The 22270-nt window shown below is 41.4% G+C and carries 21 protein-coding genes; 2 read left to right on the top strand and 19 right to left on the bottom strand.

Features of this window, described 5'->3' with window-relative positions:
• The 9 genes from ispG to DXB77_RS03290 all read right to left on the bottom strand — a co-directional run bounded on the left by ispG (nt 1) and on the right by DXB77_RS03290 (nt 8663).
• Complete coding sequence (gene ispG / locus DXB77_RS03330; RefSeq protein ID WP_118614893.1) at nt 1-1059, bottom strand: flavodoxin-dependent (E)-4-hydroxy-3-methylbut-2-enyl-diphosphate synthase; 1059 nt, start codon at nt 1057-1059, stop codon at nt 1-3.
• 16 nt (nt 1060-1075) lie between these two features.
• Nucleotides 1076-2173: a M50 family metallopeptidase gene (locus DXB77_RS03325; RefSeq protein ID WP_021943257.1), complete on the bottom strand. Its 1098-nt coding sequence runs from the start codon at nt 2171-2173 to the stop codon at nt 1076-1078.
• Nucleotides 2174-2176: 3 nt separating this feature from the next.
• The gene (locus DXB77_RS03320; RefSeq protein ID WP_117822791.1) at nt 2177-3319 is read right to left on the bottom strand and encodes a 1-deoxy-D-xylulose-5-phosphate reductoisomerase; all 1143 of its coding nucleotides are present in this window, start codon (nt 3317-3319) and stop codon (nt 2177-2179) included.
• A 141-nt stretch (nt 3320-3460) separates the two neighbouring features.
• Nucleotides 3461-4258 (bottom strand): phosphatidate cytidylyltransferase, encoded by a 798-nt coding sequence (locus DXB77_RS03315; protein ID WP_118614890.1) that lies wholly within the window; start codon nt 4256-4258, stop codon nt 3461-3463.
• A gap of 12 nt (nt 4259-4270) precedes the next feature.
• Nucleotides 4271-4999: an isoprenyl transferase gene (locus tag DXB77_RS03310; protein WP_118614887.1), complete on the bottom strand. Its 729-nt coding sequence runs from the start codon at nt 4997-4999 to the stop codon at nt 4271-4273.
• A gap of 12 nt (nt 5000-5011) precedes the next feature.
• Entirely contained in the window at nt 5012-5557 is a 546-nt protein-coding gene (gene frr, locus DXB77_RS03305; RefSeq protein ID WP_021943254.1) for a ribosome recycling factor, read from the bottom strand.
• 21 nt (nt 5558-5578) lie between these two features.
• Nucleotides 5579-6280, bottom strand: a complete 702-nt coding sequence (gene pyrH / locus DXB77_RS03300) for a UMP kinase (protein WP_021943253.1) — start codon at nt 6278-6280, stop codon at nt 5579-5581.
• Nucleotides 6281-6473: 193 nt separating this feature from the next.
• Entirely contained in the window at nt 6474-7691 is a 1218-nt protein-coding gene (locus DXB77_RS03295; protein WP_021943252.1) for an LCP family protein, read from the bottom strand.
• A gap of 162 nt (nt 7692-7853) precedes the next feature.
• The gene (locus DXB77_RS03290) at nt 7854-8663 is read right to left on the bottom strand and encodes a Cof-type HAD-IIB family hydrolase (RefSeq protein WP_117807706.1); all 810 of its coding nucleotides are present in this window, start codon (nt 8661-8663) and stop codon (nt 7854-7856) included.
• A 179-nt stretch (nt 8664-8842) separates the two neighbouring features.
• On the opposite strand from DXB77_RS03290, the gene DXB77_RS03285 reads away from it, so the two are divergent.
• A complete protein-coding gene (locus DXB77_RS03285) occupies nt 8843-9256 on the top strand; it encodes a 23S rRNA (pseudouridine(1915)-N(3))-methyltransferase RlmH (RefSeq protein ID WP_118662655.1) in 414 nt (137 codons plus the stop codon).
• Here DXB77_RS03285 and DXB77_RS03280 read toward each other — a convergent pair.
• Together DXB77_RS03280 and DXB77_RS03275 are read right to left on the bottom strand one after the other, a co-directional pair.
• Nucleotides 9240-9695, bottom strand: coding sequence for a 23S rRNA (pseudouridine(1915)-N(3))-methyltransferase RlmH (locus DXB77_RS03280; protein WP_118614881.1), 456 nt, complete (start codon nt 9693-9695; stop codon nt 9240-9242). The genes DXB77_RS03285 and DXB77_RS03280 overlap by 17 nt on opposite strands.
• Before the next feature lie 16 nt (nt 9696-9711).
• On the bottom strand, nt 9712-11160 hold the full coding sequence (locus DXB77_RS03275; RefSeq protein WP_118614878.1) for a hypothetical protein: 1449 nt from the start codon (nt 11158-11160) through the stop codon (nt 9712-9714).
• Between the two features lie 277 nt (nt 11161-11437).
• On the opposite strand from DXB77_RS03275, the gene DXB77_RS03270 reads away from it, so the two are divergent.
• A complete protein-coding gene (locus DXB77_RS03270; protein WP_118483788.1) occupies nt 11438-13435 on the top strand; it encodes a Na/Pi cotransporter family protein in 1998 nt (665 codons plus the stop codon).
• 166 nt (nt 13436-13601) lie between these two features.
• Here the strand turns inward: DXB77_RS03270 and DXB77_RS03265 are convergent, their stop codons facing one another.
• The 8 genes from DXB77_RS03265 to fmt all read right to left on the bottom strand — a co-directional run bounded on the left by DXB77_RS03265 (nt 13602) and on the right by fmt (nt 22261).
• Nucleotides 13602-14249 carry a thiamine diphosphokinase gene (locus tag DXB77_RS03265; protein WP_117784974.1) on the bottom strand — a complete coding sequence of 216 codons (648 nt, stop codon included), beginning with the start codon at nt 14247-14249 and terminating at the stop codon, nt 13602-13604.
• Nucleotides 14250-14307: 58 nt separating this feature from the next.
• Nucleotides 14308-14967, bottom strand: a complete 660-nt coding sequence (gene rpe / locus DXB77_RS03260; protein WP_117784975.1) for a ribulose-phosphate 3-epimerase — start codon at nt 14965-14967, stop codon at nt 14308-14310.
• The gene (gene rsgA, locus DXB77_RS03255; RefSeq protein ID WP_117807712.1) at nt 14967-15845 is read right to left on the bottom strand and encodes a ribosome small subunit-dependent GTPase A; all 879 of its coding nucleotides are present in this window, start codon (nt 15843-15845) and stop codon (nt 14967-14969) included. The genes rpe and rsgA overlap by 1 nt, the downstream gene beginning before the upstream one ends.
• Before the next feature lie 8 nt (nt 15846-15853).
• Entirely contained in the window at nt 15854-18079 is a 2226-nt protein-coding gene (pknB, locus tag DXB77_RS03250) for a Stk1 family PASTA domain-containing Ser/Thr kinase (RefSeq protein ID WP_118662654.1), read from the bottom strand.
• A 14-nt stretch (nt 18080-18093) separates the two neighbouring features.
• A complete protein-coding gene (locus tag DXB77_RS03245; protein WP_117822801.1) occupies nt 18094-18816 on the bottom strand; it encodes a Stp1/IreP family PP2C-type Ser/Thr phosphatase in 723 nt (240 codons plus the stop codon).
• A gap of 14 nt (nt 18817-18830) precedes the next feature.
• Nucleotides 18831-19895, bottom strand: coding sequence for a 23S rRNA (adenine(2503)-C(2))-methyltransferase RlmN (gene rlmN / locus DXB77_RS03240; protein ID WP_243100135.1), 1065 nt, complete (start codon nt 19893-19895; stop codon nt 18831-18833).
• Between the two features lie 70 nt (nt 19896-19965).
• Nucleotides 19966-21315: a 16S rRNA (cytosine(967)-C(5))-methyltransferase RsmB gene (gene rsmB / locus DXB77_RS03235; protein ID WP_118662652.1), complete on the bottom strand. Its 1350-nt coding sequence runs from the start codon at nt 21313-21315 to the stop codon at nt 19966-19968.
• Nucleotides 21308-22261 (bottom strand): methionyl-tRNA formyltransferase, encoded by a 954-nt coding sequence (fmt, locus tag DXB77_RS03230; protein WP_117822807.1) that lies wholly within the window; start codon nt 22259-22261, stop codon nt 21308-21310. Before fmt ends, rsmB begins: the two co-directional genes overlap by 8 nt.
• Nucleotides 22262-22270 lie beyond the last annotated feature (9 nt).

Genomic DNA, 22270 nt, shown 5'->3' with positions numbered 1-22270 from the left:
CTATTCACTCCAGTTATCTAACTCGTACTTTAATGTTGATAATATATCTTTCTCGTCGATCTTCTTTATAATCTGGCCTTTTTTGATCAGGATACCGCAGCCTTTTCCGCCCGCAATTCCAAGATCTGCTTCCTTGGCTTCGCCCGGTCCGTTTACAACACAGCCCATAACAGCAACCTTGATATTCAGATGATCATAATCGGCAACCAGTTTTTCTACCTGTTCTGCCAGTCCGATCAGATCAATCTCCGTTCTTCCACATGTTGGACAAGACACAAGTTCAATTCCTCCTGTACGGAGTCCAAGCGTCTTTAAGATCATCTTTGCTGTCATGATCTCATTGACCGGATCCCCTGTTAAAGATACACGGATCGTATCTCCGATTCCCTCATGCAGGATAATACCAAGTCCTACAGAGGATTTGATATTACCGCTCATAACCGTACCGGATTCCGTGATACCCACATGCAGCGGATAATTCGTCTGATCTGCAATCAGCTCATGTGCTTTTACACACATCATAACATCGGAAGATTTAATGCTGATGACCATATTGTCATATCCGCAGTCTTCGATCATATGAACCTTATCCAACGCACTCTCAACGATTCCTTCTGCTGTCACGCCATGGTATTTTTCAACTAATTCTTTTTCAAGGGAACCGCCGTTTACACCAACACGGATCGGTATATTTCGTTCCTTACATACCGCTACTACCTGTGCCAGCTTATCCTTACCACCGATATTACCCGGATTGATACGGATCTTATCTGCTCCCGCCTCAGCCGCTGCGATCGCCAGACGGTAATCAAAATGAATGTCTGCAACCAGCGGAATATGGATCTGTTTCTTGATCGCAGGGATTGCCGCCGCTGCCGCATCATCATTTACGGTGCTTCTGATGATGTCACAGCCTGCCTTTTCAAGTTTTAAGATCTGTGCAACTGTAGCATCTATATCACTGGTTTTTGTATTTGTCATCGACTGGATCAGGATCGGATTTCCACCACCGATCACCCGGTCTCCTATCTTTATAACTTTTGTATGATCTCTGTACATATTAACTCCTGTTCATCTAATGAAAGAATACATTCTTGATATCGTTAAATAATATCACAACCATCAACAGCATAACCAGAACAAATCCGATCAGCGTCACGATATTCTCCTTATCCTTCGGAACCTTCTTTCTCGTTACTGCTTCAATTAACAGGAAGATAAATCGTCCTCCATCCAAGCCCGGTATCGGCAGCAGGTTCATAACGCCAAGGTTTGCCGACAGCAGTACGATATAATTCATCCAGTTTAAGAACAGATCAAGCACACTGCTCTTTGCTGCCTCATTGAAGGTATCGTTCATGTTCTTCGCTACTCCGACCGGACCGGATACTTCATCCGAACTTACCTGACGGGTAACGATCAGCTTCAGGCTTAAGAAGGTTGCTTTTACCCAGTATCTGGTCTCATAAGCAGAATATTTACAAAGCTCTCCGAAGTTCTTCGGGAGCTGATAACCGACACTCATTATTCCGATCTTATAGCCATCCGGTGTCTTTGCCGGATGTACCGTCGTATCATAGACCGTTCCGTCTTCTTTCTCAAGTGTCAGATCAATCGGTGAACCATCTCCATAGATCTGAAGATAGATCTGTAACTCACGGAAATTTTTAACTGTACTTCCCTCAATCTTTAATACCCGATCGCCATCTGATATCCCGGCTTCTTCCGCCGGATATACACCATTAAAATATTCCTCGGCATTTTCGATCTGGTATTTTTCAATATTATCTTTATTGTATACTGCTCCTATGATCGCAGGATCACTTCCACAGAAATGAATGATCACCATGGAAAATAAAAATGCGATCACAAAGTTCATGGCAGGTCCTGCAAGTACAACCGCCATTCTTGCCCAGATGGATTTCTTCTCAAAGGAATTCTCATCATTTTCGTTTTCTTCATCATCTTCGCTGAGCATCATACAATAGCCGCCAAGCGGAATCAGCCGCAGCGTATACTGTGTTTCTTTCTTATGAAACTGAAACAGCTTCGGTCCGAATCCCATCGAAAACTCTTTTACTGTGATATGATTGATCTTTGCTACGATAAAATGTCCCAGCTCATGAAAGAAAATGATGACACCAAAAACAAGTATGATCAATATGATATTCAAAAACTAACACCCACTTTCAATAAATTCATATACTTCCTGCTCGGTTGCAAGAATCTCATCTATATCAGGATTTTCAATCAATTTATGATGATCCATGGATGCACGGATGATATCATAGATATCAAGAAAATCGATTTTTCTATCTAAAAACTGCTTTACTGCATATTCATTTGCAGCATTGAATACTGTAGGCATCGAACCACCGATCCCAATTGCCTCATATGCGTATCGTAACCCAAGAAAGGTATTCATATCCGGTGTCTCGATCACAATCGATGAAAGCTTCGTAAAGTCAAGACGATCTCCCGGCATGTATCTTCGTTCCGGATAGAACAGCGCATACTGGATCGGCAGCTTCATATCCGGCGTACCGAGCTGTGCGATCACTGCTCCATCTTTATATTCTACCATTGAATGAATGATACTCTGCGGCTGGATCACAACCTGAATATTTTCCGGTGCTACATCAAATAACCATTTTGCTTCAATAACTTCCAGACCTTTATTTACCATCGTTGCTGAATCAATGGTGATCTTTCTTCCCATGCTCCAGTTTGGATGCTTTAATGCGTCCTCTAATTTCACATGCTTTAAAAACTCTCTGCTCTTGCCACGAAATGGTCCACCAGATGCTGTCAACAGAATTTTTTCAATGGAATCATGTGTATTTCCCTGCAATGACTGGAAGATTGCCGAATGTTCACTGTCAACCGGAAGGATCGATACTCCTTTTTCCTTTGCAAGCGGCATAATAATATGTCCCGCTGTAACCAGAGTTTCTTTATTTGCAAGGGCAATGTCTTTTCCCGCTTTAATCGCTGCCACAGTCGGGCGGATACCGATCATTCCTACAATAGCGGTAACTAATATATCCGATGTCTTGTATTCTGCAATCTCGATCAGCCCATCCATGCCTGATACGACACGGATATCCATATCCTTCAGACGATCTTTTAATTCATCTGCCAGCTTCTCATCCCACAGACCAACGATCTCCGGTCGGAACTCTCTCGCCTGCTTCTCTAATAAGTCTATGTTTCTTCCTGCTGATAAAGCACAGATTTTTATATCCTGATTCCATCTTGCGATCTCAAGTGTCTGTGTTCCTATAGATCCTGTGGATCCAATGATAGCTACATGTTTCATATTTGTTCTCCTTTACCCATTTCAAACATCTGTATCTAACATTTTTTATCTGTCTGCACTATTTCCAATGCGACATAAAGGAAAAGCAGCGTAATTATGAGCACAGTTCATCTGTACGCTCTCCCACACTGCTTTTTCTGATTACAACAAATATAATATAAGATAATACATAATTGGTGCTGTAAATATAATGCTGTCAAACCGGTCAAGGATTCCGCCATGCCCCGGTATCAGCTTGCCATAATCTTTGATATCATTATTTCTCTTGATTGCAGAAGCCGCCAGATCCCCGATAACTGCAGGCAGCGCACATACAGCTCCGATCAATGCAAATATCCATACAGAATGTGCAACCTGCATGAAATGATTATAAATCAAACCAAATACAACACCTAATATTCCTGCTCCAACAATTCCGCCGATCAGACCCTCGATACTCTTCTTCGGACTTAAGATCGGTGACATCTTGTGCTTACCGATCGCGCGTCCGACCAGATAGGCACAGGTATCATTACCCCATGAGCTGACAAAGATCAGCAGAACAAGAATCAGTCCATGTTTCATATCTCGTATGAGATACACATACGACAACATTACACCTACATATACAAATGCAAAAAATGCCGCCATGATCTCTTTATCTTTGTAATTCGGATATGTGAGCACATAGATTGCAAGGATGACCAGCATATAGACCGCGATCAACGGTAATATAAACTGATGCAGGTCAAAATACAACAATGCATAATAAAAAACCGTTGCACCGTAAGCTGCATATCCAAGTTCTTTCTTGTTCAGCCCATATATACGAAGTAACTCCATCACACCGATCAGCGAAACCGCACACATTACCAGACATGTAAGTGCTCCGCCAAAATAAAGTGTGATTGCTGCAATGATCACCAGGATCACTGCACTGATTGCCCGTTGTTTAAACATATTATTTCCTCTTTATTTTACCCCGCCATACCGACGGTCTCTATGACTGTAATACCGACATGCATTAACCAGCTCGTCCATATCAAAGTCCGGCCATAACACATCCGTAAAATAAAATTCTGAATATGCGATCTGCCATGGAAGAAAATTCGATGTCCGAAGCTCTCCGCTGGTACGAATCAACAGATCCGGATCCGTCAGTTCCTTTGTATCAAGGTAGGCACTGACTGTATCCTCTGTAACCGCATCCGGTGATAACTTTCCAGCCATACAGTCGGATGCAATCCGTCTGACCGCTCTTGTGATCTCATCCCGTCCGCCATAGTTAATCGCTACAGAAAACTGAAGTCCTGTATTATTTGCTGTAGCTTCCTCCAGATTATCCATCTTCTCTACGATATCCTTCGGAAGGTCCTCACGCTTACCAATGATCCTTATGCGCATGTTATTCCGGTTGGATCGCTCGATGCTGTCAACCAGATACTTACGGAAAATATTCATGATCGTAGATACTTCCTCTACTGAACGTTTCCAGTTCTCGGTAGAAAATGCGTATACAGTCAGGTATTTAATACCAAGTTCATCTGCATTCTCGCATGTTCGCTCGATTGCCTTTGCGCCCTCTGAATGTCCATAGGTTCTTGGCATCAGTCGTTTCTTCGCCCATCTTCCGTTTCCATCCATGATGATCGCAACATGCTCCGGAATATTGATCATTTCTCCATTTATTTCTTTATTCATACTTACTCCAAATTAAACAGTTAATATCTCTGTTGATTTCTTCTCAATAGCCTTATCGATCAGACCAACATATTTGTCTGTCATCTTCTGGATCTTATCCTCGTTTGTCTTTAATTCATCCTCTGATATATCTCCGGCTTTCTCCATCTTCTTGATTGCGTCATTTGCATCTCTTCTGATATTACGGATAGCAACTTTTGCATTCTCACCTTTTTTCTTAATATCCTTAACGATTTCTTTTCTTCTTTCCTCTGTCAGTTCAGGGAAATTCAGGATGATATTCTTACCGTCATTGTTTGGTGTCAGGCCCAGATCTGAATTCAGGATTGCCTTCTCGATCGCCTTTACCAGTGATGGCTCCCATGGTGCGATCATCAGCGTTCTTGCTTCCGGTACGGTGATATTTGCAAGCTGCTGCATCGGTGTTGGCACGCCATAATATTCCACCTTGATCTTATTTAAAATGTTAGGGTTGGCACGTCCTGCACGGATCGTAGCATATTCCCCTTCCAGGTTTTCAACTGTCTTCGTCATTTTCTCTTCGTACTGTGTCAACATATCTTTGTTCCTCCTGTTTATTTATACGTTCACATATGTTCCTGTAAAGCCACCGGTAACGGCCTTTACAATACTGTCTTCACCATTTAAGCCGAATAACATCATCGGCATTTTGTTTTCCATAGCAAGAACTGCAGATGCAAGATCGATAACTCCAAGCTTATTATCAACAATATCTTTCATCTGCATGCTGTCATATTTCTTTGCATTTGGATTTGTCTTAGGATCACTGTCATATACGCCGTCAATTGCTTTTGCAGATAAGACTACATCTGCCTTTACTTCAACCGCCATAAGAACAGTTGCCATATCTGTTGAGAAATACGGATGTCCGATTCCTCCGGCAAAGAAAACAACTTCTCCCTGCTCCATATATTCTACAGCTTTATCACGGTTGAACAGCTCTGTCATTGTTCCGCATGCAAATGGTGTCATGATATGTGATTTGATTCCAAATACACGAAAAGCATCTGCGGTATAGATACAGTTCATAACAGTTGCAAGCATGCCGATCGAATCTGCTTTTACACGATCCATATTTTCTGAGGTTCTGCCACGCCAGAAATTACCACCACCGATTACTACACAAAGCTGGATTCCTTTATCCAGGATCTTCTTTACCTGTCCGGCAACATCATATACAGTCTTTTCATCAAAGCCCTGCTTTTTTTCTCCGGCAAGTGCTTCTCCACTAAGTTTCAATAACACTCTGTTCATTTCCATAATTGTAACCTCTTATGTTTTCTCAAAATTTTTCTATCCTAGTATAGCACAATATAACTATATTTCAAACAGGAAGTTGGAAAGATTTTATTCAAATTATCGAAGCTCCGGATCTGTTCTCCATAACAAAAAGAACACCACAAAATCTGACTGGTTTCATGATGTTCTTTCGTTTCTGGTATGTTTCTATATACTATTTATTAACGATTGAATCCGGATCATCATCTACTGTAAACGTATCCAGATCGATCTGGTTATAATATCCTGTATCGTTGATAATATTTGCACTGATATTTTTAACTGTCTGGGATGGAACATAATCATAATCGTTAAACAGATATCTGTGAAGAACGACTACATTGTTCTCCAGATCTCCTGCTACAACCAGACTTCCCTTACTTCCAAGTGTTGGTGTTGACCATGTAAATGGGAAACCGGTTGAGGATTCCAGTTTGTAATTGAAGCAGTTCGTTGCAAGATCCATAATCTCTTTCTTTGTAAGGCTGGAGCTGATATCATCTACAACTGCATTCAGGCAGTCATTTAACTTGGAGATTCCGGCACTCTTTGCCTTTTCGATCATAAGGCTGATAACCTTTCTCTGTCTCCATGCTCTGGTGATATCACCCTGGTCTGTACTTCGGATTCTTGCATATGCGGTAGCCTGAACACCATCAAGATGTACAACACCTGTATCATATACATACGTAGACTGGATGCCATTGACTCTCTGCTGTTCATCGATACACTGATTCAGCTTGTCAAGCTCGCTGGACTTCAATTCGATATCAAGACCGCCAAGTGCATCGATTGCTTCTGTCAATGCCTTGAAGTTTACAGTTACATAAGCTGTAATATTCAGGTCAAGGTTCTTGTTCAATGTATTGATCGCCTCTGAAGCTCCGCCATAAGCATAAGCATGTGTGGCCTTCTCATAGCTCTTGGAATCATTTGCAAGCTCCAGATATGTGTCACGATATACGGAAGACATCTTAACCTCCTGTGTATCATTGTTAATGCTTACAATGATGATTGCATCGGATCGTGCTCCGCTTTCTACCATATCAATATCACGGCTATCTACACCGAATAATGCGATCGTTGTATAACCGGTCATCTTCTTTACGGTTTCTTCTGCAAGGTCATCATTCACCTTAACGTCTTTTAACTCTTCAAAATTCATTTTATTAAATGCTGAATTGATATAAGCATTTACAAAAAGGACACCTCCAAGAATGATCACCAGTATTTCTGCTATAAGTGCAATGATCCATGGTTTGTTTTTGCTCTTTTTCTTCTTTTTTCCGGAAGATCTGCGCTCAGCAGATTTTTTCTGTGCCCGCTTTGCTGCTGTATCTTCCATATCATCATAATCGTCGAAATCTTCATCGCTAAAAATATTATCGCTCATTATTCATTCTCCTATACGTTTGTGTATATGTTTCATCTCAACAGAACTATTTTTCGTACAAAATGTCAATTTTCCACGAACAAACAAGGTGTATTCTACTACAAATAATATTCAAATTCAACCTGTTCATAAAAATATAACATTTACGCCGGACTGTCTTCTTTATTCGCCCAGGATAAATTTGTCAATAACCGGAACCAGACCATCTTCATCATTTGAGAGTGTAACATAATCTGCATGTTCCTTTACGATCTCCTGTGCATTTGCCATCGCCACACCGACACCCGCATATTCGATCATCGTCAGATCGTTATATCCATCTCCGCAGGCAACCAGATCCTTTACATCCATGTGCAGATATTCCAGAAGCTTTTCAAGAGATGTTGCCTTATGCACACCCTTTGGCATGATCTCAACAAAGAAAGGCTCGGAACGGAAAACAGTAACCGAATCTCCATACAGGGCTGCCAGCTCCTGCTCCACCTGCTCTGCAACATCAGGTTCTGCTGTCAGCAGGCACTTATTGATCGGGAAGTCAATAAAGGAACGAAAATCCTCCACCTGTACGATCTCCATACGATTGATCCTTGCCTCAAGACTCATATAATCATCAACCGGGGTTCCTGTTACAACGATGTCATCCTTATAAGTCACCATCCCAATCTTTTTCTCAACACAGTAATCATATATTTTTCTTGCAATCTCATTATCTACACATGCCTGATATGCGATCTCACCTGTTTTATAATTCACGATACGTCCGCCATTGAATGCCAGCACATATCCACCATACTGATTCAGTTCCAGTTCATCCGCAATCTTCCGGATTCCAGGCAGCGGCCGTCCGGATGCAATTGCCACAACATGTCCTTTTTTCTGGATCTCCATGATCTTATCCAGTGTAGGCTTTGTGATCTCTTTTTTCGAATTAGTCAATGTACCATCAATATCAAGTGCTATTATCTTCTTCATCTTGTTATCTCCACGTTTATCTTCAATTTGTAATGATCAAGTTGATAATATATAGTAGTTTCACCTCTTTGTCCAGTAGTTTCCCCGAAAAAATGCGATTCTATTGTAATTGACGGTGCGATTGTATTATAATAATCAATCATAAATGCATCTTTTTTATTAAATTTCGGAGTTTTGGCATGAATTATACGATCTATATAAAAGAAAAGAATCTGGCACTAAATATAAAAGCGGCTGTTCATGAATATATCAAGCGGCTGTCACCTTTCTGTAAAGCTACAGTCTGCTGTGCAGGCAAAAAAAAAGTTGCCTTTGCAAGTAGCGATATCAATATCCTGATCACCCCTGACCAGACAGGCAAGCACACGATCTCTTCCGAAGCCTTTGCCCGAATGATCTCTGACTATGCTCTGGGCGGATATTCAAAAATCAGTTATTTTATTGGATTTTCTCCGGATGATCTGCCGATTTTATCCAATCAGACCTTTTCCGTTTCCAGTATGACATTATCTAACGAGATCTGCTTGATTGCCTTTACGGAACAGCTCTATCGTGCCTATACCATCAATAACAACATTACTTATCACAAATAATACGAATCTGGTCAAGCAACATGACACGCATCAACTGATGTGGGAATGTCATATCCGAAAAACTCATTTTCACATCTGCACATCTGACCAGTTCGTTTGAAGTTCCCAGAGAACCACCGATCAGAAAGGATACTGCTTCATATTCCCGCTCTTCTGCCTGACGGATAATTGCCGCGAACTGTTCGGTTGTATATTTTTTACCTTCTATGCAAAGAGCGATCACAAAATCTTTTTTACCGATACTTGCAAGACTGTTTCTGCTTTCTGTTTCAATAATCTTCTGCTTTACAGCATCGGATGCATTCTTCGGTATTTTTTCATCCTCACTCTGAATGATCTCTACCCGGTTCTTTTTATTGATCTGTTTACAGAGTTCCTGTATCTGACTGCTATAATATTCTTCTTTTATCTTTCCAACACATATGATCTTGAACAGCATCATGCATCTCCATTTTCTATCTCTGATCCAGCTTTATCTGGTCAAACAATTTCTTTTCCGCTTCATTTTTCTTATGCGTAAACATACTGACAATGATCGTTACCGCCAAAGCAAATACAAAGGATGCAGTTCCCGCACTCAGTTCTGTTGATACCGCCAGTGTATTTCCTTCTATCATCGGTACAAAATACCAGACAGAACAAACCGCAAGCCCTGTAAACAGTCCTGCAAAAATTCCCGGTCTGCTTGCTGCTCGCCAGACAACTGCCAATATACATGGAGCTGCCATTGCAGATGCATACTCCCATGAAACCGTGATCAGTTTCTGATACTCCGGCTTCCATATACCGACGATCACCAGTAATGCGCCTGAAAGAATAACCAGCAGGCCTATATCTGCCACATTCTGCTGTTTTTCATTCCTGATCCATTTCATTTTTGGCAGAAGTCCCCGAGCTACTTCCATACTCATTGCAAATATACGCTCGGTCAGACACAACAACGTAATAACCAAAACTCCAAGTATAACATATCGGATCTCTGTCGGAACTTCCAGCTTATGACATAAGGCTGCAATATAAGTCCGGAGCAGTTCGTCAATTCCAGAATCAAGCGTCACCTTTAACGGATAAATACATACTGCATTTAACAATGACCAGACACTGATCACAACAATCATCACGCCTGTATACAGGATTGACAACACCCGTCCACGATCCAGCTCATGACTGTCCTTTGCTTCAAATGCTCCATTAAATAAAAATGGAAGTCCAAGACAGCCAAGTCCCATACCGACCATGGATATAATATATGTAACACCGGTCTGTGTGCCGTTATAATACAGAATATTCAGATATACACTGGTTCCGCCCTTCATATGCAGCTTTCCATAAATATCGAGAAGCTCCGATGGTTTATTTACCATAAACAAACTGATGACCAGCACAAAGAATACAAACAGCAATATTATATAGAAGATACTCCTTATTACACTTCTTACTTTATTTCCGAGTATACACATATAAATGCTTAAGCTCACCACGATTCCTACGGCAACCCAGTGATATTCCATGCCAACCGTCTTGCTGATCACCTTACTCCCATATTCCAGCAATGCTGCAGTCATAGACAGAAGGATCAGCAGCCATACAACAAGAAAGCTGTCCTTTAATATAACCGACCGGTATCTGTCATATAAAAATTCCCACATACTTCCGATGGTCTTCCGGGAAAGATCCCGATAAGAACGGAGCCGCTTTACCAGAAACAACCAGGCAAATGTTGTACCGACAAACAGACCAATATTGATAAAACACACACCGGCTCCATATACTCCGATCACCGGTGGCAGCAGGACCAATGACCAGAGCAGCATCTCTGCCATTGAATTATTTCCAGCCAGCAGTGCCCCGTTTAATGTATTTTGATCATTCTGAAATAAATATTTTCTTTTGCTTCTGCTCATATCAAAGACTCCTTCAAACCCACCCGGGTTCCGATCATTTTTTACTGCTTTATGTTCTCACTATCCGCTTCTTCGTGTCAAGTCTCTTTTTATATAATTTTTCTATATTTCTTTTTTATTTCTATTATATTATTACAAATTTGTAAGCATCCTAATAAAAAATATAGAACAAGAAAACTATCTATGTTATAATATCCAAGCATGTAAATTTTGTTTTACATAGTCATTACATGATTTTGACATTTATTCAGAAGGTAATTTTTATTCACAGGAGGATATGGAAGTGGACTTTTTTTCAATTCTGACTTTACTTGGAGGCGTAGGACTGTTCCTGTTTGGAATGAACATGATGGGCGATTCCCTGAAGAATCTGGCAGGAGGAAGTCTGGAACGGATACTTGAAAAACTGACAACCGGTAAGAGTCAGGCAACCGGCGCGATTAAGGGCTTTGGTCTTGGTACCGGTGTAACAGCGATCATTCAGAGTTCTGCAGCAACTACGATCATGCTGATCGGTTTTGTAAATGCCGGCATCATGAAGCTTGGTCAGGCGATCCCTGTTGTATTTGGTGCCAATGTCGGTAGTACCGCAACCGCGCAGATTTTACGTCTTGGTGATCTTGGCGAAGATATGTTTATCCTCAAATTATTAAAACCGTCTTCTTTTGCACCCGTTCTGATCGGTATTGGTGCTTTTATCATTCTGTTTGCCCATAAGAAAAAACATAAAGATATCGCCGGTATCTTAGTCGGTCTTGGTATCTTATTCCTTGGTATGAATACAATGGAAGCTGTGTTCGCTCCTTTAAAAGAATCTGAAGCATTCCAGAATCTGTTCATTTCTTTCAGCAATCCACTCCTTGGTATCCTGATTGGTCTTGTCTTAACAGCAATCATCCAGAGCTCCTCTGCTTCAGTCGGTATCCTTCAGGCATTATCCTCAACAGGAGTTGTTTCCTATGGTTCTTCGATCCCTATTATTATCGGTATTAATATAGGAAAATGTTTCGCCATCCTGCTCGGCAGTATCGGTGCAAACAAAAAGGCAAAACGTGTTGCCATGTCCTATCTGTTATTTAATATTATCGGTGCGATTTTCTTCGTTGTTGTGATCTATGGACTTCAGTTGTTTATCACCTTCCCATTCATAGATAAGATCATCAACCGTGGTGTAATCGCAAACCTACATTTTATGTTTAACTTTATCATTGCGATCCTGCTGCTTCCATTCGCAAATAAGATCGCAGATCTGACCGGTAAGATCATCGGCGACGATAAAGAATCCAAAATTGACAAAGAGCTTGCATCTCTCGATCCAATGCTTCTTGATACACCAAACATTGCTCTTACCCAGGCGCAGAAGGTAATGTTCTCCATGACAGACTCCATCAAGGAAAACTTCGAACTTGGAAGTCAGTTATTATCGGAATATAATGAAGAAACTGCTGGAAAACTTCTGGAAAATGAGATGTTCATTGATAAATGTGAAAGTGCGTTAAACGAATATCTGTTAAAGATCACCTCCAAGCGGCTGCATTCATCCGAACGAAAGCTGGCATCTGAATTATTAAACAGTGTCAGTGACCTGGAACGAATCGGTGACCACTGTGAAAATCTTCTGATCGTCGGCAGAAAGATCACCGATGAAAAAATCTCCTTCTCCGCACAGGGAACCATGGAGATCAATACGCTCTTACAAGCTACAGCCAATATCATTGATACAACCTTTATGGCATTCAAAAACGATGATTTAACGGCTGTCTCCCGTATCGAGCCACTTGCTCAGTCAATCACAGAGGTAAAAGAGATCATCAAAGATCACCATGTTATCCGTTTACAGACCGGAGACTGCGATATCGACGGTGGTTTTGCTCTTGTAGATATCCTGACCAGTCTGGATCGTATCGGAAGTCACTGTTCTAATATCGGACTTCATATTGCAAAGAAATTAACTACAGATTCCTTTGACGAAATGCACGGTCATATCTACACAAATGGATATAAGACCTCCGAAGAATATAAAGCACTCTACTGCTACTACATGTCTCTGTACTCTGATCCGATCACCGAAAAGTATAAGGCGAGCCTGCCAGAGCTGGAACATAAGATCTCGCAATCAGATGCAAATAAATCTTCTGCTCCGAAATCTGTGAATCTGAACACAGCTAAGGCAGATAAAAACGAACAGCAGACAAAAAAAGAGCCTAAATTAAAAGAGATCAAGAAGACAAAGATTGAAAAAGTAAAACAGAAGAAAGACTCTAAGAAAAAATAAAGATTATTCTGATAATAAGCATTATAAAAAGATACTCTGATCACGGGATCATACAGGTCCTTTGCTTTCAGAGTATCTTTTTTATTTCCTTTTATTCTTTAATACTGCATTTTATTATTATTTGATCTTGTATATCGTTTAGACAGATATACATAATGACTCTATCTCAATCACGGCTTTCAATTACAATTAACAATCCGGATTCAAATTCGATCAGACCGCACTCTGCAATCAGCTCATTGCTGACGCCGATGCTTTCCCCAAGCTTCAATGTAAGCCCCTGTGCATTATAATAAAAACCCTGAAGTGTTACACCGGTCACCTGTTCCGTATATGGAAGCAGTGACACATATCTGTATGCATCGGTACGCTTCACGATATGTTGGTGTGCTGTCATCGTGATCCTGTTATGCTCGTCGATCAGATATGCCGATATTCCGAACTCTGCAAACTGCTTTAATAAGCCAATATTGGCAAGAGTATGATCCATACGGGTTCCGGTTGCTCCAACCAGAATTACTTCATCCGGTCTGATCTCCTGCTCCAGTATATAAGAAATCGCAACATGGGTATCTGTAAAATCCTTATGTGTATCCAGATCCAGAAATTCTGTCTTTTCCCGATATGATGCTACAATATCTGTCTTTGCCGAATCAAAATCTCCAATAACCAGATCCGGAAGTATGTCACATTCCTGACAGATTTCAAGTCCTTTATCACATGCTATTATTTTTTGAAAATCATAATCGGAAAGAACCGTTTCAAGCACTTTTTTTGAAACGGTTCCTCCTGTAACAACTAAATATCGATTCATATATCCTGTTACCTGTTCCGGCAGACAGCAGATCTGCTATCTGCCTTTTTATTACTTTCTATTGTATTTCTGAAAAAATCTTATGGAAGGCTTTTACATTCTCAACCTTATCTCCCTTGAATACTGCAGATCCGGCAACTAATACATTTGCACCTGCCTGAATGATCTCAGCCACATTAGAAAGAGTGACACCGCCGTCTACCTGAATATCTGTCTGAAGTCCACGGCTGTTTAACAGTGCTCTGGTCTCTGTAATCTTCCGAAGGGAAGATGGAATAAACTTCTGTCCTCCAAAGCCCGGATTTACTGACATGATCAGAATCATATCTACATCCTCTAATACATAATCAAGTACCGATAATGGTGTTGCAGGATTTAATGCAACTCCGGCTTTCATTCCCAGCTCTTTTATGGCTGCGATGGTTCTGTGAAGGTGCTTGCAGGCTTCTGCATGTACTGTTACGATATCTGCTCCACAATTCTTATAATCCTGTAAGAAACGCACCGGTTCATCAATCATAAGATGAACATCAAACACCTTATCAGATACCGGACGAACACTCTTGATAACCGGTGCTCCAAATGAAATATTCGGCACAAAGGACCCATCCATAACATCCAGATGAATATATTCACTTCCTGCCTGATCTATGATCTGTATATCTTCTGCCAGATGTCCAAAATCCGCAGACAATACTGATGGGGACAGCTTTAACATTACCATTTCCTCTTTTCCTTTAATTCATTGTATATCATAACATAATCATCATACCGCATCTTACTGATCCTACCATCGCTGACAGCTTTCTTTACCAGACATCCCGGTTCACTGATGTGATTACACATGTTAAATTTACAGGTTCCTGTATATGCTGCAATCTCAGGAAAATACAGCTTCAGATCTTCTGCTTCGATTTCTTCTGTATATAACGAACTGAAACCCGGTGTATCCATAATATAAGTATCATCATCTACAAACATCAGCTCTGAATGTCTCGTTGTATGTTTTCCACGCTGGATCTTTTCACTTAAACCTCCCGTCTGCACATTGGCATCCGGAAATAATGAATTCAGTGTCGATGACTTGCCTACACCTGAAGGTCCTGCAAATACCGTTGTTTTTCCTTTTATAACTGCTTCTAACACATCAATCCCATAGCCGCTTTCGGCACTGATAAACAATACCTCATATCCACTCTTTGTATAAGATCTGCATATATCTTCACTCTGACGAAAGCCCTCCAGATCCACTTTATTAAAGCAGATCACTGTAGGAACCTCATGCTGCTCCATATTGATCAAAAAGCGGTCAAGCAGATTGAAGTTAGGTGCTGGTGCAGACACTGCAAAAATAATTACAGTCTGATCTACGTTTGCAACTGCAGGTCTGTTTAACCAGTTAAATCTGGGCAATATATCTTCAATATTGCCCAGATTCTTCTCTTCATCTAATATCTCTATCTCAACATTATCGCCTACCAAAGGTTTAATCTTCCGATTCCGGAAGACACCCTTTGCTTTACATTCATATGTGATGCCGTTTTCACAGACAACATAGTAGAAACCACCAATGCCTTTTATGATCTTACCTGTCATACCTGCACCTATTCCTTTGTAAAGGATGCTGACAAACCACTGGTGTTAAAGCTTGATGTTACATCCTGTCCTTCTGAATCTGTGATCATAACCGTAAATGTACCGGAATCCTCTGATAAACCGCTGATGGAATCTGCTCCGCCGATATCCAGTGGGAAGGACTCCTCTCCGGCTGCTCCGGAATATATCTTATAAGTTGCATCTCCGATTGTATAAGATACGGTCACTGATACATTACCTGCTGCCTCAAAATCATATCCTGCATTTGTGATAGCACCTGTAAATTTAACTGTATAGGAAACTGTTTCCGGTCCGTCACTGATCACATAATTAATCGTTGAACCTTCTTCTACCTTACTGTCTGCATCAATTTCCTGGCTGATCACCTTTCCTGCTTTTACATCATTACTGTTTGCATGGCTTGGATTTCCAACCAGTCCTGCATCACTCAGCAGAGATTCTGCTTCCTTCTCTGTCTTACCTACCAGATTTGGCACCGGTACATCCTGTACCTCTTTACCATTGCTGACAATGATCTTAACAGTAGAACCCTCCGGCTGCATTGTCTTTGCTTCCGGCGACTGACTGATTACATAATTTTTCTCTACTGTATCGTCATATTCATAACCATGGGTAACCGTAAAGCCTGCTTCTGTAAGCAAGGTTGTTGCCTGGTCATCGGAATATCCTCTGACATTCGGAACTTCTTTATCTTCCTTGCCTTCTGAAACCGTTACAACAATCTCCTCATCTGCTGAGACCGCCGTTCCTTCGTCTACGCTCTGACTGATTACATAGCCCTCCTGAACGTCATTGTCCTTCTTTGTTTCAAATGTATAGTTTGTGAATCCTGCTTTTTTCAGTTCTTCTTCTGCTGCTGTTTTATACAGACCTACTACATTGACCATTGGAATCGTTGCCTGTTCACTTGTAGTAACATCATCTGTACTGGCATCACTGTTCTCATCTGTATCGTCAGTACTTTCTGTTGCTTCCGTAGTCGTCGGTGTATCTGTCGTATCCTTCTTTCCGGAGAATAGCTTGAAACCGGCAATCTTCGAAATCAATAATGCAACAAGGATTGCAATGATAACTACAACTGCAATACTTGATATCATAATGATCTTTTTCAGTTTTGGATCCAGCTCATCCAGTTCTGCATCGTCATCATCTTCCGGCTGTCTGAGTTCTTCCTCGTCCTCCTCCTCATCGTCGTCATCATCAAACAGATTATCAAATTTGGAAGGTGGTATGATCGGTGTGTCTTCCGGATGCTCTTCCGGTTCCAAATCTTCCTCATCCAACACAGGCTCATTCATCTGCCTTCCTTCTTTGATTGCTTTCATTTCATCCGAGGTCATTTCAACCGTTGGCGAACTTGGCACGATTGGAGGCACAACAACACAGTCAATATCCGGATTTGCCTGCACGCGCTTCAGATCTGCGATCAAAGCACTTGCTGTCAGATATCTGCGCTCTGCCTTCTTCTGTGTGCATTTCAAAATAATCTTTTCCAGACTCGTCGGTATGTCCGGATAATATTCTCTAGGGGAGATCATCTCACCCTGTATATGCATCAATGCAACCGCAACATTATTCTCTCCCTCAAATGGCACATGTCCGGTTACCATTTCATACATAGTGATACCAAGCGAATAAATATCACTTCTTTCATCACTGAAGCCGCCTCTTGCCTGCTCCGGGGAAATATAATGAACACTTCCCATGGCATTTGCTGTCATAGTATTGGAAGAAGCTGCTCTTGCAATACCAAAATCTGTAACCTTTATTCCGCCATTTTTTGACACAATAATATTCTGTGGCTTTATATCTCTGTGGATCGTATGATTCTGATGGGCTACTTCCAGTCCCTGTGCGATCTGGATCGCAATATTAATTGCCTCATCTGATTTCAGTCTTCCCTTTTCCTGAATATATTCCTTTAAGGTAATTCCTTCTACCAGTTCCATTACGATATAGTAAATGCCATTGTCCTCCCCGACATCATATACATTTACGATATTCGGATGGGATAATCCGGCTGCTGACTGCGCCTCGATCCTGAATTTTGTTACAAAATTCACATCGGAACTGAATTCCGGCTTTAAAACTTTTATTGCTACATATCGGTTCAGCACATGGCATTTTGCCTTATAAACCTCAGACATTCCGCCCGTACCGATCAATTCTATTATCTCATAACGATTACTGAGTATCATTCCTGGATTTAACATGTTTACACCTCTCACTATTTTACAGCAACCACAACGGAGATATTATCTTTTCCTCCGTAATAGTTCGCTCTGTCAATCAATTTTTCAACCGCTGCTGTAATATCCCCGCTGTCTTCCATCACGATTTCTTTTATCTCATCATCCTCGATCATATTGGTCAAGCCATCTGAACATAACAAAATCCTGTCATTTTCCTTCATATCTAACTCAAAGAAATCGATCATGACCTTATCTGATATTCCCAGTGCTCTGGTTATTATATTTTTTTCGGGGTGATTTCTGCCTTTATTTCTGTCTAACTGTCCGGATCGTATCAATTCCTCCACAAGGGAATGATCCAGAGTTACCTGTCTGATATCATTATCTATAAAATACAGCCGGCTGTCCCCGATGTTTGCAACATACAGGGCATCTTCCTCACATACAGCCGCCACAAGGGTCGTTCCCATCCCTTTCAGATCTTCGTTCTCCCTTGCCATTCTGTATATCTTATCATTTGCATAAACAATCGCTCTTTTTAGAACGGATACCGAATTGTTCAACGTGCTTTCTTTTATATATTCTGTTACACATTCAATCGCAGTCCTTGATGCAACATCACCAGCTTTATGACCACCCATACCGTCTGCTACTATGTACAGATTTGGCAGTGGCCCAATTGGCTCATCACAAAAGAAAATGCTGTCCTGATTCTGGGCTCGTTTCTTACCGATGTCTGTTCTACCATCCGATCTCATCTGATGCCTCCCGTCTAAAAAGTCTCTTTTGCCTCTTCATATTTTCTTCGAAGCTGTCCACAGGCAGCATCAATATCTCTGCCCATACTTCTTCTTATTGTAACATTTATATCTTTCTTTTCAAGTATATATTTGAATTTTTCAACAGAATCACCGAGTGAACGACAATACTCACGCTCTTTGATCGGATTTACCGGAATCAGATTCACATGTCCGTGCATATTTTTTAGAAGCTCCGCCAGCTTATATGCATGCTCCGGTGTATCATTTTCATCCTTCACCAATGAATATTCAAAGGTTACCCTTCTGCCTGTTTTTTCAAAATAATACCTGCATACTTCCATCAGTTCTGCGATCGAATACTTATTTGCAATCGGCAACAGCTTTCTTCTGTCTTCATCGGTCGGACTATGAAGAGACAAAGCAAATGTAATAGAAAGTTCCTCATCTGCCAGTTTTTTTATTTGTGGAACCAGTCCGCAGCTTGAAACCGTAATATTTCTCTGGCTGATATTTTTGCCCCGCTCGTCATTGATGATCCGGATGAAACGAATCAGATTATCATAATTATCCAGAGGCTCTCCGGTTCCCATTACAACAATATTTGACACGCGTTCTCCTGTGATCCGTTCGATCGCATAGATCTGATCAAGCATCTCTGATGCTTCCAGATTCCGAATCAGACCGCCTATTGTAGAGGCGCAGAACCGGCATCCCATACGGCATCCGACCTGAGAAGAGATACAGACGGAGTTTCCATGCTTATACCGCATCAGCACACTTTCCAATACATTTCCATCCTGTAAACGGAATAGAAATTTATTGGTTCCATCCTGTTTCGATACCAGTCTGGTCACCTCTTCTACACCATGCATGCCCTGCTTTTTAATCTCCTCGATCAGTTTCTTTGGAACATTTGTCATTTCTTCCGCATCTGCAATTCCTTTTTCATGCACCCATTCAAATATCTGTTTTGCACGGAATGCCGGCTGTCCGACTGCCTGTACCCAGACTGCCAGTTCATCAAACAGCATGGAGCGGATATCCAGTTTTTTTATATCTTCTATCTCTGTAAACATATCTTTCTCTTCCTGAACCATAGAATAACCGGAAAAGTGCTCTGCTCTCCGGTATCAATTTTCTTATCTGCTATTTCCGTCTGCGCAATCTTGAAATAAAAAATCCATCGCAGTGATCCACTCCCTGTAGCAAAGTGATATACCCTTTTTCTGCACGTTTTTTTAAACATTCCGGCATATAGTCAGAAAGGCTTTCCAGTTCGTACTCTTCATGTGCCTTTAAAAATGCTGTCACGTTTTCTTCATTCTCGATCCGGTCGATCGTACAGGTGGAATAGATCAGTGTTCCTCCCGGTTTTACATAGGCGGCACAGACATCCAGAATCGTCTTTTGTATTGCTGCAAGTTCTCTTACCATATCCTCTGTTACATGATATTTAATATCATTTTTTCTCGCCATAACACCAAGTCCGGAACAGGGAAGATCTGCAAGAACAACATCTGCTTTCTCAATCATATCCGGATCCGGAACCGCTGCATCCCATACCTTTGTTGATACGTTATGAAGCTCTAACCGTTCCAAATTCTCATCGATCTTATCAACCTTTTCTTCTGAGATATCACGCGCATATACATGTCCCTGTTCTCCGGTCTGTTCTGCCGCATACATGGTCTTTCCGCCGGGAGCTGCACAGACATCAAGAATCACATCACCCGATCTGATCCCTGCTGCAAGCACCTGCAGGCTGGAGCTCTCATCCTGAACCGTAAACAAGCCTTCATGGAATCCCGGAACCGTACGGATATAATCATATCCTGAAATAATCAGGGACGTCTGATTATAATATCCTTTTTCTACTTTTATGCCTTTTTCGATCAGAATATTCCGAAATTTCTCAGTTGTCGTCTGCATCGTATTTACACGGATCGTTGTGCCACGCTCCTGCTCGCCTGCCTGTAGGATCTGCTCTAACTGGTCTGTACTGTATTCCTTTAACAGAAATTCCACCAGCTCCTCCGGAACTGAATATTTCACAGACAGATATGATTCTACACCATCCTCCATGGAAGGATAAGTAATTGCAGCTTTGTTCCTGCATACACTCCGGAGCACGCCATTTACATACCCTTTTAATGTCCGGAACCCTCTTTTTCCTGTCAGGTTCACATATTCATTACAGGCAGCTTCATCCGGTACTGCATCCATATAAAAGATCTCATATGCTGCCATCCGTAAAATACAGCGGATGACCGGCTTACATTTTTTAATTTTTGTTTTTGAAAATTGATTAAGAATATAATCCAATCTGATCTTCTGCTCTGTTACACCCTCCGTCAACCGGCTGATGTAAGCACGTTCTTTTTTATTCATAAATTGATTTGCCCGGAGTGCTCCACCTAGAGCATCCCCTGCAAATCGATCATTACGGTCAATATCAAGCAGAATATCCAGAACGATCTCTCTTGAAGTTTTACTCATATATCATCTGACCTGTCTTAAGTTTATTTCCTGCAAGAAATGCTGCACAATCCATCGGCTTCTTGCCTTCCGGCTGAAGCTTTCTTATCATTAATGCTCCATTTCCACATGCAACCGTAAAGTTTTTCTTCGTCACACGAACGATCATTCCCGGAACGATCTGTGTTCCATCCTCCAATGCCTCCTCCGGTTGTTCACAAACGGAAGCCTCATAGATCCGTACAGTCTTCTGATTCATCTTCGTATAAGCAACCGGCCATGGCTGTAACCCACGGATCAGTCGTTCCAGAGAAGCTGCATCTTTTGTAAAATCAAGCTCTCCCATTTCTTTCTTCAGCATGGATGCGTAACAGCTTAACGAATCATCCTGTGGTGTCCGTATAGCTGTATGGTTTTCAAGCTTTGAAAGTGTAGACAGGATCAGCTCTGCACCTGCGTCTGCAAGTTTATCGTGAAGCGTAACTCCGGTATCGGTATCTTTGATCGGAACAACCGTCTTTTCGATCATATCTCCGGTATCTAATCCCTTTGCCATATACATCGTAGTAACACCGGATTCTGTCTCACCATTAATGATCGTCCACTCAATCGGAGCTGCTCCTCTGTATTTTGGAAGCAGTGACGCATGGATATTGATGCATCCGTACTGTGGAATATTTAAGATAGATTCCGGAAGGATCTGTCCATAGGCTGCTACAACGATAGCATCCGGCTGATAATCCCGGATAATCTGAACATTTTCTTCCTCCCTGAGTTTTATCGGCTGATAAACTGGTATATCAAGGGAAAGTGCCTTTTCCTTAACAGGTGTCGGCTGAAGTGTTTTTCCTCTTCCCTTCGGTTTATCCGGCTGCGTAAAACATGCAAGAACCTTGTGTCCTGCATCTACGATTGCCTGCAAAGGCTTTACAGCAAATTCAGGGGTTCCCATATATATAATATTCATACGATTGTA

Origin of the sequence: Clostridium sp. OM05-9 (genome assembly GCF_003481465.1) — a bacterium.
GTDB classification, from domain to species: Bacteria; Bacillota; Clostridia; order Lachnospirales; family Lachnospiraceae; genus Coprococcus; species Coprococcus ammoniilyticus.
The sequence above is the reverse complement of the archived record's forward strand: the minus strand, read 5'-3'. Positions and strand labels throughout refer to the sequence as shown.

Bases quoted from the DNA above. Each gene is read 5' to 3' on its own strand.
- DXB77_RS03280 (WP_118614881.1), bottom strand. From the start codon at position 9,695: ATGCTGTTCAAGATCATATGTGTTGGAAAGATAAAAGAAGAATATTAT.
- DXB77_RS03290 (WP_117807706.1), bottom strand. From the start codon at position 8,663: ATGAAGAAGATAATAGCACTTGATATTGATGGTACATTGACTAATTCG.
- DXB77_RS03265 (WP_117784974.1), bottom strand. From the start codon at position 14,249: ATGAATCGATATTTAGTTGTTACAGGAGGAACCGTTTCAAAAAAAGTG.
- rpe (WP_117784975.1), bottom strand. From the start codon at position 14,967: ATGTTAAAGCTGTCCCCATCAGTATTGTCTGCGGATTTTGGACATCTG.
- DXB77_RS03315 (WP_118614890.1), bottom strand. From the start codon at position 4,258: ATGTTTAAACAACGGGCAATCAGTGCAGTGATCCTGGTGATCATTGCA.
- fmt (WP_117822807.1), bottom strand. From the start codon at position 22,261: ATGAATATTATATATATGGGAACCCCTGAATTTGCTGTAAAGCCTTTG.
- DXB77_RS03270 (WP_118483788.1), top strand. From the start codon at position 11,438: ATGGAAGTGGACTTTTTTTCAATTCTGACTTTACTTGGAGGCGTAGGA.
- rsmB (WP_118662652.1), bottom strand. From the start codon at position 21,315: ATGAGTAAAACTTCAAGAGAGATCGTTCTGGATATTCTGCTTGATATT.
- DXB77_RS03245 (WP_117822801.1), bottom strand. From the start codon at position 18,816: ATGAGATCGGATGGTAGAACAGACATCGGTAAGAAACGAGCCCAGAAT.
- DXB77_RS03295 (WP_021943252.1), bottom strand. From the start codon at position 7,691: ATGAGCGATAATATTTTTAGCGATGAAGATTTCGACGATTATGATGAT.
- rsgA (WP_117807712.1), bottom strand. From the start codon at position 15,845: ATGACAGGTAAGATCATAAAAGGCATTGGTGGTTTCTACTATGTTGTC.
- DXB77_RS03320 (WP_117822791.1), bottom strand. From the start codon at position 3,319: ATGAAACATGTAGCTATCATTGGATCCACAGGATCTATAGGAACACAG.
- DXB77_RS03275 (WP_118614878.1), bottom strand. From the start codon at position 11,160: ATGAGCAGAAGCAAAAGAAAATATTTATTTCAGAATGATCAAAATACA.
- frr (WP_021943254.1), bottom strand. From the start codon at position 5,557: ATGTTGACACAGTACGAAGAGAAAATGACGAAGACAGTTGAAAACCTG.
- DXB77_RS03285 (WP_118662655.1), top strand. From the start codon at position 8,843: ATGAATTATACGATCTATATAAAAGAAAAGAATCTGGCACTAAATATA.
- pyrH (WP_021943253.1), bottom strand. From the start codon at position 6,280: ATGGAAATGAACAGAGTGTTATTGAAACTTAGTGGAGAAGCACTTGCC.
- DXB77_RS03310 (WP_118614887.1), bottom strand. From the start codon at position 4,999: ATGAATAAAGAAATAAATGGAGAAATGATCAATATTCCGGAGCATGTT.
- rlmN (WP_243100135.1), bottom strand. From the start codon at position 19,895: ATGTTTACAGAGATAGAAGATATAAAAAAACTGGATATCCGCTCCATG.
- pknB (WP_118662654.1), bottom strand. From the start codon at position 18,079: ATGTTAAATCCAGGAATGATACTCAGTAATCGTTATGAGATAATAGAA.
- ispG (WP_118614893.1), bottom strand. From the start codon at position 1,059: ATGTACAGAGATCATACAAAAGTTATAAAGATAGGAGACCGGGTGATC.